Here is a 17,157-nt window from a genome sequence, read left to right on the forward strand (position 1 = left end):
CGACTTCACCCGCTCCCCGTACGGAGGCCCTGTGCGTACACGTACCCCCTTCACCAGCACCGTCGCGCTCGTCGTCGCGTCCCTGCTCGGCGCGGCAGGCTGCGCCGGGAACGACTCCTCGGACAGCGCCGCCGACGCCGCGCCGCGCACCGTCGAACCGGTCGCCGGCTGCGGAGCCGGCGGCTGGACCGACCCCTCGGACCTCGCGCCGGACCGCGAGCCCGCCCGCTGCGACAAGGGCGCACCGGCACCCCGGCCGCTCGCGAAGAAGCGGAAGATCACCGTTGCCACCGGCACGTTGAGCGCGGAGTACGTCGCTCCCCTCCAGGTCGCGGTCGCCAAGGGCGAGTTCGCGAAGGAGGGGCTCGACGTCTCCCTGAAGGTGCTGCCCACCCCGGACGCCCTGCCCCTGCTCGCCAAGGGGGACGTCGACGCGCAGTGGGCGGCGCCCGAGGCCGCGGTGATGAACGGCATCAACGCCGGCTTCGCCATCAAGTGGGTGGCGGGCAACTTCTCCCCCGACCCGACCTCGAAGAGCGGGCTCTGGGTACGTCTCAAGGACGGCGAGAGCGCCGAGCACGTCGACATGGCGGGGCGAAAGCTCGGCACGATGATCGGCAAGGGCTCGGTGATCGCGTACCCGATGGACACGTCGCTGAAGAAGCACGGGGGCGGGCTCGACAAGATCAGTTTTCAGCAGCTCGGCTCCGCGGACGTGCTCACCGCACTGCAGAACGGCGGCGTGGACTCCGCCTGGCTGCTCGACCCGATCTGGCGGAAGGTGGACGGCGACGAGAAGTACGCCTTCCTGGGCGGCCAGCCCGTCGGCGAGCCGCTGGGCGGGCTCCTCTTCGGCCCGACGCTGCTGAACAAGGACCCGGACGCGGGCGTCGCCTTCCTCCGGGCCTACATCCGGACGGTGAACACGTACTTCGCCGACGACTACAAAGCGGACCCCGCCTTCGTCGCCGAACTGGCCGGGCTGATGAAGACCGACGAGGCCACTCTGCGCTCCACACCGTCGATGCGCATGGACTGGGAGATCCGGAAGGGGACCACGGACCGGCTGCAGAAGGCGTATGCCGACTCGGGCGTCTCGACGGGCTCGCCGGTGCCGGAGGACAAGGCCGTGGACCGTGCGATGTACGGGGAGGCTGTGGGCCACAAGCCCTGAGCCGGTACGTCGGTGCGAGGCATGCACAGAGGGCCGGATCCTCGAAAGGATCCGGCCCTCTGTCTTCAGTAGCGGGGACAGGATTTGAACCTGCGACCTCTGGGTTATGAGCCCAGCGAGCTACCGAGCTGCTCCACCCCGCGTCGTTGTGATCTCCACAGTACGGCACGCCCTGGACCAGCGCAAATCCCTTTTCGCGGCCCCGGCGGGACGTTCCCCGCCGGGACCGGGGAGGGCTCCGTCACGCGGTGAGTTCCTGGTGCAGGGCCTCGAGCAGCCGCCCCGCGCGCTCCGCGACCTCCGCGGGCCCCAGCTCGACGGCCCGAGCGCACCACCGCTGCCCCTCGGTGAGCTCACCGCGGCGCGCGGCCAGCAGAGCGAGGCGCAGCGCGGCCCGCCCGTGTCCGTCACCGGCGGCGCGGCTCCACCACAGCGCGGCCTCACGCTCACTGCCCTCGCGGGCGAGCAGCAGCCCGAGGTTGAAGGCCCCGTTACGGCTGCCCGCCTCGGCCGCGGCCCGGTACCAGCGGCCGGCACTCTCCACATAGCCCCGGGCCGCCGCGAGCATGCCGACGCGCACCTGGGCGCGGCGGTGGCCCTGCTCGGCGGCGCGCTCATACCACTCCTCGCACTCGGTCTTGTCCGGCATGGCCTCGCCGAGCGCGGGAGGTCCCGGCGGCGGCTGCCGGGCGTCGAGCAGCCCCGCCAGCCGGAAGGCGGCCTCCGCGCTGCCGCCGCCGGCCGCGCAGCGCAGATGCCGTTCGGCCTCGCGCTCCTGGCCGTGGTGCAGCAGCGCCATCCCGACCTGGAGCGCGGCCTCGGTGTGCCCGGCCGCCGCGGCACGCTCGTACCAGAGCAGGGCCGCACGGTCCTCGTCCCGCCCGGCGTGCAGGATGCCGAGGTTGAACGCGGCGTCGACACTGCCCGCCTCGGCCGCCTTGGAGAACCACGGCTCCGCGCCGGTCGCGTCGCCCGCCTGGAGCAGGAGTACGGCCAGCGCGTTGGCTGCCTCGCGGTGGCCCGCGTAGGCAGCACGCCGGTACCACTGCTCGGCTTGCGGCGTGCGGTCCTGGGCGGCGCACAGCAGCCCGAGGTTGTACGCCCCGTTGACGTCGCCCGCGTCCATCGCCGCGCGGTACCAACGCTCGGCGGTCTGCTGCTCGCCCCGGGCCGCGTGCAGCGCCCCGAGCGCGTTGGCAGCGTTGCCGTCACCGTCCTGGGCGGCCCGCAGCCACCACACGGCGGCGCTCTCCTGGTCGCCCGCGTCGCGCAGCAGGAAGCCGAGCGCGCACGCGGCCCGCGCCTCACCGGCCTTGGCCGAGATGAGGTACCAACGGCTGGCTTCCTTGAGCTCGCCGCGCTGTTCGAGGATGGCGCCGAGGTGCAGTGCGGCACGCCGGTGCCCGCGGGCGGCGGACTGCCGGTACCACTGCTCGGCCTCGCTCACGCGTCCCGCGGCAGGGCCCGCGACCGGGCTGTCGTCGTTGCGTGCGGCGGCCGCGCGCGCTCCGGTCCCCGCCTCGGACTCGGGACCGGTACCGGGGCCCAGGCCGGGGCGGCCGAACGCGTCGTGCGCGTCGTCCGTCGCGTGGCGCTCCAGCAGGCGAGCCAGCCGGTACGCCGCCTCACGGTGCCCCTGCTCGGCCGCGGCGCGCAGCCAGCGTTCGGCGCCCACGTCACTGCGGTGTTCCAGCAGGTCGGCCAGGGCGTACGCCCCCAGCGCGTGGCCCTGCTCGGCGGACTGGCGCAGCCAGTACTCCGCCCCGGGCTCGTCACCGCGTTCGCGGTAGTGGCGCCCGAGGGCGTGCGCGGCCGCGGCGGAGCCGGCGACGGCGGCGGTGCGCCACCAGTCGGCCGCCTCGTCCGGGTAGCCCCGCTGGTGCAGGAGGACGCCCAGGTTGTTGGCGGCCGCGCGGTCGCCGTCGGCGGTGGCCGCGCGCAGATAGCGCTCGGCACCGCTCAGGTCGCCCCGGCGCAGCAGCAGCGCGCCGAGAACGCTCATCGAGACGGTGTCACCGGCGTCGGCGGCACGGCGGTGGCGCGCCTCACTCTCGGCGTTGTCCGCGCTCGCCGCTGTCTCCGCGCTCTCGGCGTTCTCCACGCCGTCGGCGGTCTCCACTGTTTCTGCACTCTCGACGGTCGCGGCACACTCCGCAGTCTCGGCGGTCTCGATGTGGTCGTTGTACTGCGCGGCGGCAGCAGCAAATGCCACATCCGCCACTTTTTCCGCCGGATGGACGCGCTGCTGCACAAACCGCCCTGTCTCCAACAGAGTTGCCCTGTCCCCCATAAATACCATCGTCGCACCACCCCCAACCCGCGCACACCTGGAATTGCGCGGCCAGCGGGGTCACTACAGCGCTTTGTCGACATGCCCACAGGGAGATAAGTCAAACACGCCCGTGCTCAACTCGTGCCCCGCGAACCGCACTTCACGCAGACTGCACACGAAAGACACCACGGCATGACGAAGGCCCGGATCCCCTGGAGGATCCGGGCCTTCGTCTTTCAGTAGCGGGGACAGGATTTGAACCTGCGACCTCTGGGTTATGAGCCCAGCGAGCTACCGAGCTGCTCCACCCCGCGTCGTTGTGTTCAAACCGTACCACGACGTGAAGGTGGAGCTTTACCGGGTTACTCAGCCGCCGCTGTCACCACTCGCAGACGCCGCCGGCTTCTTCGACTCGTCCGCCGCCGGCTTCTTCGAGTCGTCGGCCGCCGGCTTCTTCGGGTCGTCCGCCGCGCTCGGACTGCCGGACTTGGGCTGGGCGGCAGCTGCCCGCTCCAGCGCGTCCTGCAGATCCTTCTGGGCCTGACCGTAGGCGGTCCAGTCCTGTTCCTTCAGGGCCGTCTCACCTGCCGTGTAGGCCTTCTGCGCATCGGCGATCGCCTTCTTCAGCGCGGCGTCACCGGTGGCCGGGGGCTCTGTGGTGTCGCCCGGCGGCTCAGTGGTGTCGGGCGGTGGCTCGGTCGTATCGGAGCCGTCCGCTCCGAAGACCGCGTTGAGCGCCTCACCGAGGCTGTTCTCGAAGACGATCTTCGATCCGTAGGAGGCGGCCACCTTGCGCAGCAGCGGATAGTTCTGCGTGCCACCGCGCGTGTACACCGGCTCGATGTAGAGGAAGCCCCCTTCGAGCGGCACCGTCAGCAGGTTGCCGTACTCGATGTCGGAGTCGGTGCCCTTGAGGTTCCTCACGAACTCGGCGACATCGTCGTTGCCGTTGAGCTCACTCTGTACCTGGCCCGGGCCCTTCACCGTGGTGGTGACTCTCAGCAGTCTTATCGTGCCGTAGTCCTTGCTGGCGGCATCGGCGTCGACCGCCATGAACGCCCCGAGGTCGGGCCGCCCCTTGGGGGTGAACGTCGTCGTCAACGAGAACTTCTGAGCCGTCTGATCCGGCATCTTTATGCTCAGGTAGTACGGCGGAACGGCACCGGACTCCTTGTTCGTCGGATCGTCCGGCACCTGCCACGCGTCACTGCCGCTGTAGAACTGCGCGGGGCTCGTGACGTGATAGCGGGTGAGCAGTTCGCGCTGCACCTTGAACAGGTCCTGCGGGTAACGCAGGTGGTCCATGAGGTCCTGCGGAATGTCCGTCTTGGCCTTCACGGTCCCCGGGAACGCCTTGCGCCAGGTCTTGAGGACCGGGTCCTCGGTGTCCCACTCGTACAGCGTGACCTTGCCGTCGTAGGCGTCGACGGTGGCCTTCACCGAGTTGCGGATGTAGTTGACCTGGTTCTGCTGGGCCACGACCGCGCGCTGGTTGGTGGTCAGCGAGTCGGCCGTGGTGTCACCGAGCGTCGTGCGCGAGGCGTAGGGGTAGCCGTTGGTCGTGGTGTACGCGTCGACCACCCACTGGATCTTCCCGCCGACCACGGCCGGGTAGGCGTCGCCGTCGATGGTCAGCCACGGGGCGACCGCCTCGACACGCTCCTTCGGCGTCCGGTTGTAGAGAATCCGCGAACCGTCGCCGATGGCTCCCGAGTACAGGATCTGCGGCTCGCTGAACGCCACCGCGTAGGCGGCGCGGTTGAAGGCGTTGGAGAGACTGACCCCGCTCTTGCCCTTGTAGCTGGTGGTCTTCTCGCCGTCCTCCTCGTAGTCGAGCTCCTTCTGGGGCCCGCCGACGATGGAGTACTGCTCGGTCTTCTCGCCGTAGTAGATCTCCTGCTGGTACGTGCCCAGCTCTCCGGTGGTCGGCAGACCGGACTCGGTGAAGTCGGGAGATCCCTTCGGGTTCTTACCGGTGGTGGTGCCCCGGGCCGCGATCGCGCCGTAGCCGTGGGTGTAGGTGAAGTGGTCGTTGATCCAGTTGCGCTTGGGGATGCCCTGGAGGTTGAGCTCGCGCAGACCGATGACCGTGTCCTGCTCCTTGCCGGCCTCGTCCTTGTAGCGGTCGACGTCCAGCGTCTTGGGGAACTGGTAGTAGTTCCTCTTCTGCTGGAGCTGCTGGAAGGCCGGAGAGACGACGTTGGGGTCCATCACCCGGTAGCTGGCAGCCGCGTCCGCGCTCGCGCGGAGCTTCGTCTCGTCGTCCGTGGTGGACTTGCCCGCGTAGTCGGTGACCTGCGCGTCATCGATGTCGTAGGCGTCCCGCGTGGCCTTGATGTTCTTCTGGATGAACGGGGCTTCCTTGGCCTGCTCGTTCGGCTGGACCTGGAACTTCTGCACGATCGCCGGGTAGAGCCCGCCGATCAGGATCGCGGACAGGACCATCAGCCCGAACCCGATCATCGGGAGCTGCCAGGTGCGGCGCCAGAGCGTCGCGAAGAACAGCACGGCGCAGATCGCGGCGATGCAGAACAGGATGGTCTTCGCCGGCAGGTAGGCGTTGGCGTCGACGTACCGCAGGCCCGTCCAGTTGTCCGTGGCCTTGAAGTCGCTCGACTTCACGGCCAGCCCGTAGCGGTCGAGCCAGTAGGCGACGGCCTTCAGCGCGACGAAGATGCCGAGCAGCACCGAGAGATGGCCGGTGGCCGCCCCCGTCGCCCGCGCACCGGGGCTGGTGATGCGCAGCCCGCCGTACAGGTAGTGGGTCAGCGCGGCCGCGATCAGCGAGAGCACCGTCGCCGCGAAGCCGAAGCCCAGCAGGAAGCGGTACCACGGCAGGTCGAAGGCGTAGAAGGAGACGTCCAGGTGGAACTGGGGGTCCTTCTGACCGAACGACACCCCGTTCACATACATCAGCCAGGTACGCCACTGGCCGGAGGCGGACGCTCCGGCGATCAGACCGACGAGCGCGGTGATCGCGAGCAGCACCCACTTCTTGTACGGGGCGAGACTCATCCGGTAGCGGTCCAGGCTCTGCTGCTCCAGCGACATCGCGCTCAGCGGCGGCCGGAGCCGGTGCGCGAGCCAGACGTTCACACCGATGGCGATGGCCATCAGCAGTCCGAAGACGAGGAACAGCCCGATCTTGGTCCACAGGGTGGTGGTGAAGACGGATGAGTACTCGACCGACCTGTACCAGAGCCAGTCCGTCCAGAACCCGGCGAACATGACGAACGCCATGGCGAGGACCGCCAGGACGCCGAGTGTCATGAGCAGGGTTCGGGCGCGCCGGGACGGGCGGCCGACTCTGATCCGTGGCCCGGTCGGGCCTCCGCCGCGGTCCGGCATCTGGAAAGCCAACGTGCGCACCTCGAAGTTCGCGGGTCGTGTGAAGCGGGCCCAGCGATCGTAGAGCCCACCTATGCAACTTACTGAGGCTTTACCTAGTTCCCGTTCCCGGGGCGGAAGGAGGCAGGATGTTGTCCATGCCCAATGTTTCCCCCTCAGGCCCCCCGATGGCCGCGAGCCCGCTCACCGTCGCGGTGCTCGAAATCGACGAGTACATCTCCGGTCTCGGCTGGGACCAGCCGGCCCGGCTCTTCGCCCTGGTCGACACCGCGCGGCTGCGGGTCCAGGAGCCCGGACTCGCCGCTCAGCTCGGCCTCGACGACGACGGCTCGAAGGCCGCCGCACTCACCCCTATCGAGCAGGAGGAGCTTCCCGCAGGTACCGCACTGGACGAGTTCCTCGCCACGATCGCCTGGCCCGACGCCGTGGTCGGGTGCGCGATGACGGTCGAGCGGCTGATGCTGCCGCCGTCCGCCGAGACCACCGTGCCTGAAGGCCTCAACGATGCCCAGCTGACCAAGTGGGTCGCCAAGCACCCCGACCGGCAGGAGGTACGGATGACCGTGGCGGTCCTGCGGGACGGCGCCCGCGAGTCGGCCGTACGCCTGCGGGAGAAGGACTCGCCGAACGACGTGCTGACCGGCGCCGGCCTGGTGCCGGGGCTGGCCGAGGCGCTGGCCGCGACCTTCGAGTCCTGAGCCGTCCGTCCCGCGCCGGCGGGGAGGCGGTCAGCCTGTCGAGCAGCTCGGCAGGCCGGCCGCGTCCCCGGTGCGGATCTTCTCCAGCGACTTCTTGGCGTCGTCGATGGTCTTGACCCTGACCAGCGTGAGACCGTCCGGGGTGTCGGAGGCGGCCGCTTCGCAGTTGTCGTCGGGGGTCAGGAAGTAGCGTGCGCCGGCGTCGCGCGCGCCGACGAGCTTCATGTTGATCCCGCCGATGGGTCCGACCTTGCCCTTGTCGTCGATCGTCCCGGTGCCGGCGATGAACTTGCCGCCCGTCAGCTGCCCCGGGGTCAGCTTGTCGACGATGCCGAGGGAGAACATCAGGCCGGCGCTCGGACCGCCCACGTCGGCGAGCTTGATGTCGATCTCGAACGGGAAGGTGTGGTCCGTCCCCGCCTGGATGCCGACGATCGCCCGGTTCTCCTTGGGGGCCTTCTCCGTGGTGATGGTGATCTTCTCGGTGCCCCGGGGCTCCTTGCCGGCCTTCTCGGCCGCCGCCGCGGTCTTGGCCGGAATGACCGTGAAGGTGACGTCCTGTCCGGGCTTGTGCCGGGTGACGATCTTCGCCACGTCCTCGGGCTGTTTGACCGCCGTGCCGTCGACTGCCTTGATCACGTCACCGGCGTGCAGCTTGCCCTGTGAGGGGCTGTCCTTGAGGACCGTGGAGACGACGACCCGCGAGGACACCGGGATGCCCAGCTCGGTGAGGGCCGCGACCTTGGCGCTCTCCTGGGACTGGCTGAACTCCTCGGCGTTCTCCTGCGTCGACTGCTCCTCGGTCTTGCCGTCCGGGTAGAGCGTGTCGTGCGGGACGACCACGCTGTCGTGGCCCAGCCATCCGTAGACGGCCTCGACGAGGTTCATGTTGTAGTCGGCGCCGGTGACCCTGACCGTCGTCATGTTGAGATTGCCGGATGTCTCGTACGTCTTGTGCCCGGTGATCTGCAGGACGGGATCGCCGTCGACCTTGCCGAGTGTGTTCACCGTCGGCCCGGGGGACATCTCCGAGTACGGCACTTTGATCAGCACGCCGGCGCAGAGCAGCGCGATCAGGATCAGCGTGGAGGCGAGCATCGTCGCGGTGCGGCGTGGCATGGAACGACAGTACGGGAAGGGCCTGTCAGTGCACCGTCGGGGCCGGTCCGCAGGCGGGCCGTGGCCGCGGCGTGGCGAGGGCGCCGGGCGGTGGGCCGGAAGCTGACGGGCAGCGGGTTGGCGACTGCGTACGACCGGTGCGGCGTCAGACGTTCGATATCTGCTCGACCGGTTCGGAAGCGGAGTGCGAGCGCTCCATCGCCTCACGGAACCGGGCGTAACCGGCGAGTTCGGTGACATCGCCGGTGGTGCGATTACGGGCAGCCCAGCTCCCCCATATCGCAGCACCGAGCGCAGCGAAAAGCGGAATCAACAACCAGGCGAGTGCTGCCATGACGACCTCCCTGCCCCGTGAGCGACCGCAACTGAGTGATCAGCAGATTAACCATCTGCGGAACCAACGCTCATGGCAGGGGTGTGGTTACGCAAATCGGGGTGCATGCCCACCCGTACGGTTTGCGCTCAGCAGGCGCCGACCCACTCCTCCGTACCGTCGGAAAAGCGCTGGTGCTTCCAGATCGGAACCTCGTGCTTGAGGTCGTCGATGAGCTTGCGGCAGGCCTCGAAGGCCTCCGCGCGGTGCGGGCAGGAGATCGCGACCACCACGGCGAGATCACCCACCTCCAGTTCACCCACACGGTGGACGGCGGCCAGTGCCCGGACCGGGAACCCGGCGACTACCTCCTCCGCCACCCGGCGCATCTCGTCCTGCGCCGAAGGGTGACATGAATAGCCCAGCGCCCCGACGTCCTGACCGCCGTCGTGATTGCGCACGGTGCCGACGAAAAGGGCGGTGCCGCCCGCCGCCTCGTCACCGACGGCGCGGAAGACCTCGTCCAGGGACAGCGGCGTGTCGCGGATCTCCAGCAGCCGGATGGGGTCCTGTGCCGCCTGCTCGCCCGGGTGGTCATGCGTGGTTGCCATGACAGCCATCGTGCCGTACCGCTCCGACATCGCGGAATGCGGCTTTCACCCGGCGGGCCGCCGGCCGCCTTGGAGTCTCCTACAGTCGCCGGCCCAGGAGCCCGTGCCCGCGGCGCCGTGCGGGCCCTAGAAGCGGCGGCGGGCCTTACGGGCGCGGCGTACCAGGGCCGCGGTGCCGAGCAGTGCCACGGTCGCACCTGCGGCTCCGGCCGCCGTCGCGTCCTTGCGGCCGAGCCGGCGCCCGGCGACGGTGTGGCGTCCCTCGACCTCTTCGAGGAGCGCGGCGAGCACCTCCTCGTTCGTCCAGCTCGGACGCCATCCCGCGTCGTGCAGCCGGCTCACGCTCACCACCCAGGGATGCATCGTGTACGCCAGGTCGCCCGCCGGGGAGGGGGTCAGGCCGATCCGGTGCAGCCGGGCGGCGGCACCGAGCGCGACGGCCGAGGGAAGTTCCATCCGGCGGACGCCGCTGAGCTCCTCGATCTCCGCCTGTTCGAGCCAGCCGTCGCAGCCCACCGCGAACTCCCCGTCGATCTTCTCCAGCGCGGCGTACTCCAACGCCGTGACCAGGTCGTCGACGTGGCAGAACTGCCAGGTGGGACGCGACCCGGCGACGACCAGGAGGCGCGGTGACTCGAAGTAGCGGGTCAGCGCCGTGTCCGTACCGCCCACGAGCACGGTGGGACGGACCACGGTGACCTGGAGTCCGGGGTGGGCGCGGGGCGCGCGACGGCCGAGCCGTTCGATCTCCAGCAGGTCGCCGACACCGGTCGCCTCGGCCGTGGCGCGCAGCTCCGCGTCCTCGGCGAGCGGGACGTCGTTGTCGGGCAGGGCGCCGTAGACCATCGCCGAGGTGCACAGCACGACGCGGTGGACGCCGACGGCCGCGGCCGCGGTCAGCACGGTCTGGGTACCGCGCACGTTGTAGGCGGTACGTGCGGCGGGGTCGGTCTCCAGGTCGAGATCGAGCGCCAGGTGCACCACCACGTCGGCGCCGCGCAGCTTCTCCGCGATGGCGGGATCGCGCACGTCAAGGATGTGCCACGTCGCCTCGGAGACCTCTCCGCGGCGCTCGTCGATGGCGATGACCTGCTTGATCTCCTCGGAGGCCGCCAGGCGTGCGGTGAGCAGCTCACCGACACCCGTCGCGGCCCCGGTGACGGCCACGACCGGGCCGCGGCTTCTTGAGCGGCTGCGGACGGGCCGGTTCTCGGGCTGGTCCTCGGACGTGTTCCGGGACTTGTTCTCGGACTTGTTCTCGGACTTGTTCTCGGGCGAAGGGTCGGCCAGGTTTCGCGCTGCGCGAACCTGAGGATCTGGGGAACTCACCGGGCGTCTCCAGCGGTTGTCTTCAGTACGTACCCGAATGACGCGTACGTACCAGGTGGCGTCCATCCTGCCGCAGGCCGGGAGCAGGCGGAGCACTGAGGCCCCGAGCGGACTTGGTGTCTACGCTGGATGGTGATGTCGGGCAGTCGCCGTCGGTTCGAACCGGCGGCCCTACGAGCCGAGGAAACCCGTGAGTGACACCCCATTCGGATTCGGCCTTCCGCCGGAGGAGCCGGACGACGGCGACAAGGGCAAGAAGAACGACCCCACCGGAGGTGGGCAGGGTTCGGGCGGTCCGGCGAACCCGTTCGGCTTCGGCCCCGGCGCGGGCGGTGACAACCCCTTCGCCGCCATGTTCGGCTCCATGAACCCGAACGACCTGGGCGCCGCATTCCAGCAGCTCGGCCAGATGCTGAGCTACGAGGGCGGTCCCGTGAACTGGGACATGGCCAAGCAGATCGCCCGCCAGACGGTCTCGCAGGGCACCCCGGACGGCACCAAGGACGCGAGCGTCGGCCCGTCCGAGCGTGCCGCGGTCGACGAGGCGCTGCGCCTGGCGGACCACTGGCTGGACGGCGTGACGTCGCTGCCCTCCGGTTCCGTCTCGACCGTGGCGTGGAGCCGCGCCGAGTGGGTCGAGGCATCGCTCCCCGCCTGGCAGAAGCTGGTCGACCCGGTGGCCGAGCGTGTCGGTCTCGCCATGGGGGACGTGCTGCCCGAGGAGATGCAGGCGATGGCGGGCCCGCTGATCGGCATGATGCGGTCGATGGGCGGCGCGATGTTCGGCCAGCAGATCGGCCAGGCCGTCGGCGTGCTCGCGGGTGAGGTGGTCGGTTCGACCGACATCGGGCTGCCGCTCGGGCCGGCCGGCAAGGCCGCGCTGCTTCCGCTGAACGTCGAGCGGTTCGGCAAGGACCTGAGCGTGCCGCAGGACGAGGTGCGGCTGTATCTGGCCCTGCGCGAATCCGCTCACCAGCGGCTCTTCGCCCATGTGCCGTGGCTGCGCTCGCATCTGTTCGGCGCGGTCGAGGGCTATGCGCGCGGCATCAAGGTCGACACGAGCAAGCTGGAGGACGTGGTCGGACAGTTCGACCCGTCCAACCCGGAACAGCTGCAGGACGCTCTCCAGCAGGGCATGTTCCAGCCGGAGGACACCCCGGAGCAGAAGGCCGCCCTGGCCCGCCTGGAGACGGCCCTCGCGCTCGTCGAGGGCTGGGTGGACGCCGTGGTCCACGAGGCCGCGAAGTCCCGGCTGACCTCCGCCGACGCGCTGCGCGAGACGATGCGCAGGCGGCGCGCCTCCGGCGGTCCCGCCGAGCAGACCTTCGCCACACTCATCGGTCTCCAGCTGCGGCCGCGGCGACTGCGTGACGCCTCGCGGCTGTGGGCCTCGCTCACGGACGCACGGGGTCTCGACGGGCGCGACGCGCTGTGGGAGCACCCCGACATGCTGCCCACCGCCCATGACCTCGACGACCCGGACGGTTTCGTCCACCACGAACAGCTGGACTTCTCCGAGCTGGACAAGATGCTCGGCGAGGCGGCGAACGGCCCGCAGAAGCCTGCCCCCGGCGCAGAGGGTGCCGAAGACGGCAGCGGGACCGAGGGCGACGCGGCCAAGGAGGACGGGGCCGAGGGCGGCGACGGCAAGGACGACACCGACAAGTGAGCCCACTGAGCCTGCACGAAGACGCCGTCCGTGTACTGAAGAACTACGGGACCGGGGCGGATTCCGCCCAGGAGGAGCTGCGTCAGGCGTACCTGGACCATCTGGCACTCCGTCCCGACGGCATGTGGAAGGCCTGCGGGGCGGGGCATCTGACAGCCAGCGCCCTGGTCGTCGACCCGGAGCGCGGCAGGGTGCTGCTCACGCTGCACCGGAAGCTGCGGATGTGGCTGCAGATGGGCGGCCACTGCGAGCCCGGGGACGCCACCCTGGCCGCCGCCGCGCTGCGTGAGGCGACGGAGGAGTCCGGCATCGTCGGCCTGACCTTGCTGGGGGGCGGTCCGGTGGTCCTGGACCGCCATCCGATCCCCGCACCGTGCCACTGGCACCTGGACGTCCAGTACGCGGCGCTGGCGCCGTCGGGCGCTGCGGAGCGGATCAGTGAGGAGTCGCTCGATCTGCGCTGGTTCGCCTACGACGAGGTCGCCGGGGTCGCCGACTCCTCGGTGGTCCGCCTGATGGAACGCACGCGAGCCGCCCTGGGCACCGGCCGGTAACCGGGACCGGACGTTACGTGTAAGGGGCGGCCTCTTCGGAGGCCGCCCCTTACACACGTCACCGCGCCCGTCTCACGCCCCGTACACGGGGACGGGTGCGTGCCTCAGTTCCACGCGTTGTTCTGGTTCTGGGCGTGGGACCCCTGCTGGCCCATGCCGAACTGGGCCGCCATCCCCTGGCCGATCTGGGCACCCTGCGGCGGCAGCACCTCGCTCGGCTGCACCAGGGCGAAGCCCTGGCCGAGGAAGCTGAGCTCCCAGCCCTCGCCCGTGTTGCCACGCCGGCGGAACACACCCGAGGAGTGCGTCTGGGCCTGCATCTGCACCCGCAGCGAGCTGGACCAGGCGACGATCGCGTCGGCGTCGGCGTTGACGTACTTGTCGGGCGTGACCTGCATCATCAGCGGCTGGCCCGAGGTCATCAGGGCGACCTTGCCGGTGCCGGAGATGTTGAGCTGGTACTTGCCGGTGCCCGAGATGCCGTACTGGCTGTCCACCGCGATGACCTCGGTGTGGAGGGACGAGTCGAGCGCCAGGACGTAGGCGCTGTCCACCGTCAGACCGTCGCGGTCGACGTCCACCACGTGGACGTACTGCGCGAGGTTGGCGAGGTAGACCGTGCCCTGTCCGGAGCAGCGCATCAGGTCGAGGCCCTCACCGGTGGTGGCGCGGGCGCGGCGCTGGCCGTGCGACTGGTACTCGCCGTCGAACTCCATCAGGCCCTGGTACGCGACCATGGCCCCCTTGCGGGCGAGAACGTCGTCGTGGCCGGTCAGCGAGACCCGCAGGAGCTGCGGGTTCTGAACCGTGTACCGCTCCTGGGACTGCTGTTCCGTGTAACTGAAAAGCGGACTCTGCATGGTGTGTTCTCCCTCCCCGTCAGTTCCGGACCCGCAGGCGGTCGGTACTGTCCTCGCTCGGCTGGACGACGACGATCCCCTGGCCGGAGAAGGCCATCTGGAACGCCTCACCGCTGCCGCGCCCGATGAGCGAGGACGCCTTGAAGCTGCGCTTGCCCTTCACCTTGAGGTTCGGGGACCACGCCACGAGGGCGTCCGGATCGACGTACGTCTCGTCCTCGCCCCGTCCGCAGTCGACGACGATCGGTGTGCCGCGCGACGTGATCGCGACCCAGCCGGTGCCGGAGATGCAGACGTTCCACAGGCCCTGGCCGGCGAACTTGGCAAGGCCCTTGACCCTTTCGACGCCCCAGGTGAGGTGGCCGTCGAAGGCGAGGACGTTGGTTCCGTTGACCGAGAGGGAGTCGTTGTTCAGATTGATGACGACCACGTCGGCACCGTAGTCGGCGAGGTAGAGCAGCCCGTCGCCGGCGCACTTCATCAGGGGCGCGCCCTCGCCGGTGATCCACTGAGAGGCGATCTGACGGACGGCCGGCGGGTTGGGCTCGTACTGGATGAAGCCCTCGTACGCCACCATCGAGCCGGTGCGCGCGTACAGGTCCTGGCCGGTCGCCATGGCGACCTTCAGCATCGAATGGCCGTGGTTCTCCATCCGGGCCGTGACGGGGGTCGGGGCGTAGCCCGCGAGTTGCTGATTCATGACGGGCTCCCTCAGACCTCGTAGGGCTGGACGACGATGAAGTTGCCGGGAGCTCCCCGGAACTGCAGGTTCACGGTCTCTCCGCTGTGTCCGGGGTAGGCGTTGCGGCGCAGCCGGACCTGGCTGGAGATGATCACCTGGGACGCGGCCGACCAGGCCACGACGGCGTTGCAGTCGGCGAAGGTGGTCGGGGTGACCGGCAGGACGACGGGAACACCGTGGGTCTTGACGACGACGGTGCCGGTGCCCTGGAACTGCATGGTGAACAGGGCACCGCCGGGAATGCCGTGCCCCTCGATCCTGCGCACCTCGTACTGGAGCGACTCGTCGAAGGCGAGGACGCTCTCCGCCGAGACGCAGATGCCGTCGCCCTGGAGCTCGATGGCGTGGAGATGGGAACCGTCCTCGGCGAGGAAGACCTGCCCCCGGCCGGTACAGCGCATCAACTGCATTTCCTGACCGGTGGCGTTGCCGACCATCCGACCCGCGAAACCCGCGCCCTTGTAGCTGAAGTCGACCTTGCCCTGGTACATCACCATGCTGCCCTGGCGGGCGAGCACCCCGCCTCCGCCCATGGTGAGGTCGACGCGCATGAGCTGCTGGTTCTGCGGCGTCCAGCGCTGGCCGGTGGCGGTCTCCTTGTAGGGCTGGAGCGCGGCCACCAAGCCTGCCCCGGCCTGCGGCACACCCTGGGGTACGCCCTGGGGCATGCCGGGCGGCTGCTGCCCGAACTGAGCTGGAGGCTGCTGCCCGTACGGTGCGGGAGCCGGCTGCCCGAAGGGGGCGGGCGCCTGTGCCGGGACCTGTCCGAACTGCGGCTGCTGAGGGGGCTGCCCGTACGGAGCGGGCGGGGGCGGCGGTGGCGGAACGCTGCCGCTCTGCGGGGCCAGCGGCGCCGCTATCGTCGGCGCCGCGTGCATCTGCTGTTGCGGCGTGGGCGCCTGAGCCGCCGGGGCGCCGAAGGTCGGCGCAGGCTGCGGTGCCGCCGGGGCACCGAAGGACGGCGCGGGGGCCGAAGCCTGTGCGGGCGGGGCGAACGACGGGGCCGCGGACTGCGGCTGGGGAGCGGCCGGGGCCTCCTCGGCGACCTCGCCGCCGAAGTTCTTCAGCAGCGCGTCGAGCCCGCCGTCGAAGCCCTGACCGACGGCGGCGAACCGCCAGACGTCCTTGAGGTAGAAGTCACCCAGCATCACCGCACGCTCGGTGGTGAACTCCGAGCCCGTGAAGGCGTACCTGACGACTTCCTCGCCGCCCGCGACGATCCGGATGTACCCGGGACCGACCTGCGACATCTGTCCGGCACCGTCCAGCGTCGCGGTGAAGGACAGCTTGTGGATGTTCGCCGGAATGCGGTCCAGCGTGACGCGGAACGACTCCGTGTCGCCGGCCTGCGCGCCGAGGAGCTGAATGGACTCCTCGGGCGATTTCGGCTGGTTGAAGAAGATGAAATAACGGTCGTCGGACAGCTGCTCATTGGCGTCGAGGCCGAAGCAGCTGATGTCAAAGGTCAGTCCCGGGCCGGCGATCTGCACACCTACGTACAGGTCCGTCCCCGGCGTGAGATCGCTGATCTTGGCCTTGTGGCCGCGTTGGAATTCCCTGGCCATGCGTAACGACCGTCCCCCATCCGGAAGGTGAATGCGTCGCGTCAGGCTAACCGCAAACTCCGGCATTGGGCCAAGCCGGTACAGACCCGGTACAAAATCGCGAACGTCACTCGCCGCGCGCGGCGGGCAGGTGCGGCAGCCGGTCGGCCGCGACCACCCCTTCGAGGTAGCCCCGCGCCCGTTCGGTACGGGGGTAGGCGTCCAGGAGCCGCCAGAACCGTGGTCCGTGTCCGGGCACCAGGAGATGGGCCAGCTCGTGGACGAGCACGTAGTCGACGACGTACTCCGGCATGCCCTGCAGCCGGTGGGAGAGCCGGATACTGCCCTCGGCGGGGGTGCACGACCCCCAACGGGTGTTCTGATTGGTGACCCACCGGACCGATACGGGCCGGGCCCGGCCCTCGAAGTACTGGGCGGACAGACGCTCCGCACGCTCCGCGAGCTCGCTGTCGCCGAGGATCCGTTTGTTCTCCTGCGCGGCGAGCTTGTCGAGCATCACGCTCACCCACCGCTGCTCCTCCGCCTCGGACATCCGGGCGGGAATCAGCACGATCGTGCGGTCGCCCTCCCGGTACGCGGAGACCGTTCTGCTGCGGCGGGTGCTCCTGCGGACCTCGACCGCGCTCGTCGCCGAGGCACGGGGCGGGTGATCGGCCGCACTGCGCCGGTGGGTTCCGGCGCCGCGCGCGGAAGTCTCCCCGGCGAAGCCGGGTGACGGGTCGGCGGGCACGCCACGACGTTACCCGCTGTCAGTGGGGGAAGTCCCGCCCCCGGGACGGTTCACACATGATCCGCCCCACGGCTTGCACCATTTGAACGACTAATACCCCCCACCTGTGGATAACTTTTCGCACGGTTCCGCGGCGCGCCCCATTCTGGCAATGGATCTCACTCAGCCACACA

14 protein-coding genes and 2 tRNA genes are annotated in these 17,157 nt (G+C 69.8%); 4 read left to right on the top strand and 12 right to left on the bottom strand.

The window, feature by feature from the left end:
• The first annotated feature begins 31 nt into the window (after window positions 1-31).
• Window positions 32-1,174: an ABC transporter substrate-binding protein gene (locus ACFYPA_RS10145; protein ID WP_389130957.1), complete on the top strand. Its 1,143-nt coding sequence runs from the start codon at window positions 32-34 to the stop codon at window positions 1,172-1,174.
• Window positions 1,175-1,243: 69 nt separating this feature from the next.
• Here the strand turns inward: ACFYPA_RS10145 and ACFYPA_RS10150 are convergent.
• The 4 genes from ACFYPA_RS10150 to ACFYPA_RS10165 all read right to left on the bottom strand — a co-directional run bounded on the left by ACFYPA_RS10150 (window position 1,244) and on the right by ACFYPA_RS10165 (window position 6,794).
• Window positions 1,244-1,317, bottom strand: a tRNA-Met gene (locus ACFYPA_RS10150).
• A gap of 98 nt (window positions 1,318-1,415) precedes the next feature.
• Window positions 1,416-3,473, bottom strand: coding sequence for a sel1 repeat family protein (locus tag ACFYPA_RS10155; RefSeq protein WP_389130959.1), 2,058 nt, complete (start codon window positions 3,471-3,473; stop codon window positions 1,416-1,418).
• Between the two features lie 213 nt (window positions 3,474-3,686).
• Window positions 3,687-3,760, bottom strand: a tRNA-Met gene (locus tag ACFYPA_RS10160).
• A gap of 52 nt (window positions 3,761-3,812) precedes the next feature.
• Window positions 3,813-6,794 carry a UPF0182 family protein gene (locus ACFYPA_RS10165; RefSeq protein ID WP_389131078.1) on the bottom strand — a complete coding sequence of 994 codons (2,982 nt, stop codon included), beginning with the start codon at window positions 6,792-6,794 and terminating at the stop codon, window positions 3,813-3,815.
• A 128-nt stretch (window positions 6,795-6,922) separates the two neighbouring features.
• Here ACFYPA_RS10165 and ACFYPA_RS10170 point away from each other — a divergent pair, with 128 nt between their 5' ends.
• Window positions 6,923-7,492: a PPA1309 family protein gene (locus tag ACFYPA_RS10170; protein ID WP_359076923.1), complete on the top strand. Its 570-nt coding sequence runs from the start codon at window positions 6,923-6,925 to the stop codon at window positions 7,490-7,492.
• A 30-nt stretch (window positions 7,493-7,522) separates the two neighbouring features.
• On the opposite strand, the gene ACFYPA_RS10175 is transcribed toward ACFYPA_RS10170, so the two are convergent.
• The 4 genes from ACFYPA_RS10175 to ACFYPA_RS10190 form a co-directional block, all read right to left on the bottom strand.
• A complete protein-coding gene (locus ACFYPA_RS10175) occupies window positions 7,523-8,611 on the bottom strand; it encodes a PDZ domain-containing protein (protein WP_359314401.1) in 1,089 nt (362 codons plus the stop codon).
• A 145-nt stretch (window positions 8,612-8,756) separates the two neighbouring features.
• A complete protein-coding gene (locus tag ACFYPA_RS10180; RefSeq protein ID WP_148020620.1) occupies window positions 8,757-8,945 on the bottom strand; it encodes a hypothetical protein in 189 nt (62 codons plus the stop codon).
• Between the two features lie 128 nt (window positions 8,946-9,073).
• Window positions 9,074-9,535: a molybdenum cofactor biosynthesis protein MoaE gene (locus ACFYPA_RS10185; RefSeq protein WP_359314403.1), complete on the bottom strand. Its 462-nt coding sequence runs from the start codon at window positions 9,533-9,535 to the stop codon at window positions 9,074-9,076.
• Window positions 9,536-9,661: 126 nt separating this feature from the next.
• Window positions 9,662-10,864, bottom strand: coding sequence for an SDR family oxidoreductase (locus ACFYPA_RS10190; RefSeq protein WP_359076917.1), 1,203 nt, complete (start codon window positions 10,862-10,864; stop codon window positions 9,662-9,664).
• 190 nt (window positions 10,865-11,054) lie between these two features.
• Here ACFYPA_RS10190 and ACFYPA_RS10195 point away from each other — a divergent pair, with 190 nt between their 5' ends.
• Window positions 11,055-12,533 carry a zinc-dependent metalloprotease gene (locus ACFYPA_RS10195; protein ID WP_359076915.1) on the top strand — a complete coding sequence of 493 codons (1,479 nt, stop codon included), beginning with the start codon at window positions 11,055-11,057 and terminating at the stop codon, window positions 12,531-12,533.
• Window positions 12,534-12,538: 5 nt separating this feature from the next.
• Window positions 12,539-13,087 carry an NUDIX hydrolase gene (locus ACFYPA_RS10200; RefSeq protein ID WP_359077774.1) on the top strand — a complete coding sequence of 183 codons (549 nt, stop codon included), beginning with the start codon at window positions 12,539-12,541 and terminating at the stop codon, window positions 13,085-13,087.
• Between the two features lie 104 nt (window positions 13,088-13,191).
• On the opposite strand, the gene ACFYPA_RS10205 is transcribed toward ACFYPA_RS10200, so the two are convergent.
• The 4 genes from ACFYPA_RS10205 to ACFYPA_RS10220 all read right to left on the bottom strand — a co-directional run bounded on the left by ACFYPA_RS10205 (window position 13,192) and on the right by ACFYPA_RS10220 (window position 16,984).
• Window positions 13,192-13,947 carry an AIM24 family protein gene (locus ACFYPA_RS10205; RefSeq protein ID WP_359076913.1) on the bottom strand — a complete coding sequence of 252 codons (756 nt, stop codon included), beginning with the start codon at window positions 13,945-13,947 and terminating at the stop codon, window positions 13,192-13,194.
• Window positions 13,948-13,966: 19 nt separating this feature from the next.
• On the bottom strand, window positions 13,967-14,647 hold the full coding sequence (locus ACFYPA_RS10210; RefSeq protein ID WP_148020615.1) for an AIM24 family protein: 681 nt from the start codon (window positions 14,645-14,647) through the stop codon (window positions 13,967-13,969).
• 11 nt (window positions 14,648-14,658) lie between these two features.
• The gene (locus ACFYPA_RS10215) at window positions 14,659-16,254 is read right to left on the bottom strand and encodes a TerD family protein (RefSeq protein ID WP_359076911.1); all 1,596 of its coding nucleotides are present in this window, start codon (window positions 16,252-16,254) and stop codon (window positions 14,659-14,661) included.
• 106 nt (window positions 16,255-16,360) lie between these two features.
• Complete coding sequence (locus ACFYPA_RS10220) at window positions 16,361-16,984, bottom strand: M48 family metallopeptidase (protein WP_359076906.1); 624 nt, start codon at window positions 16,982-16,984, stop codon at window positions 16,361-16,363.
• Window positions 16,985-17,157: the final 173 nt, after the last annotated feature.

It is taken from the genome of Streptomyces sp. NPDC005775 (assembly GCF_042871565.1).
Classification (GTDB): Bacteria; Actinomycetota; Actinomycetes; order Streptomycetales; family Streptomycetaceae; genus Streptomyces.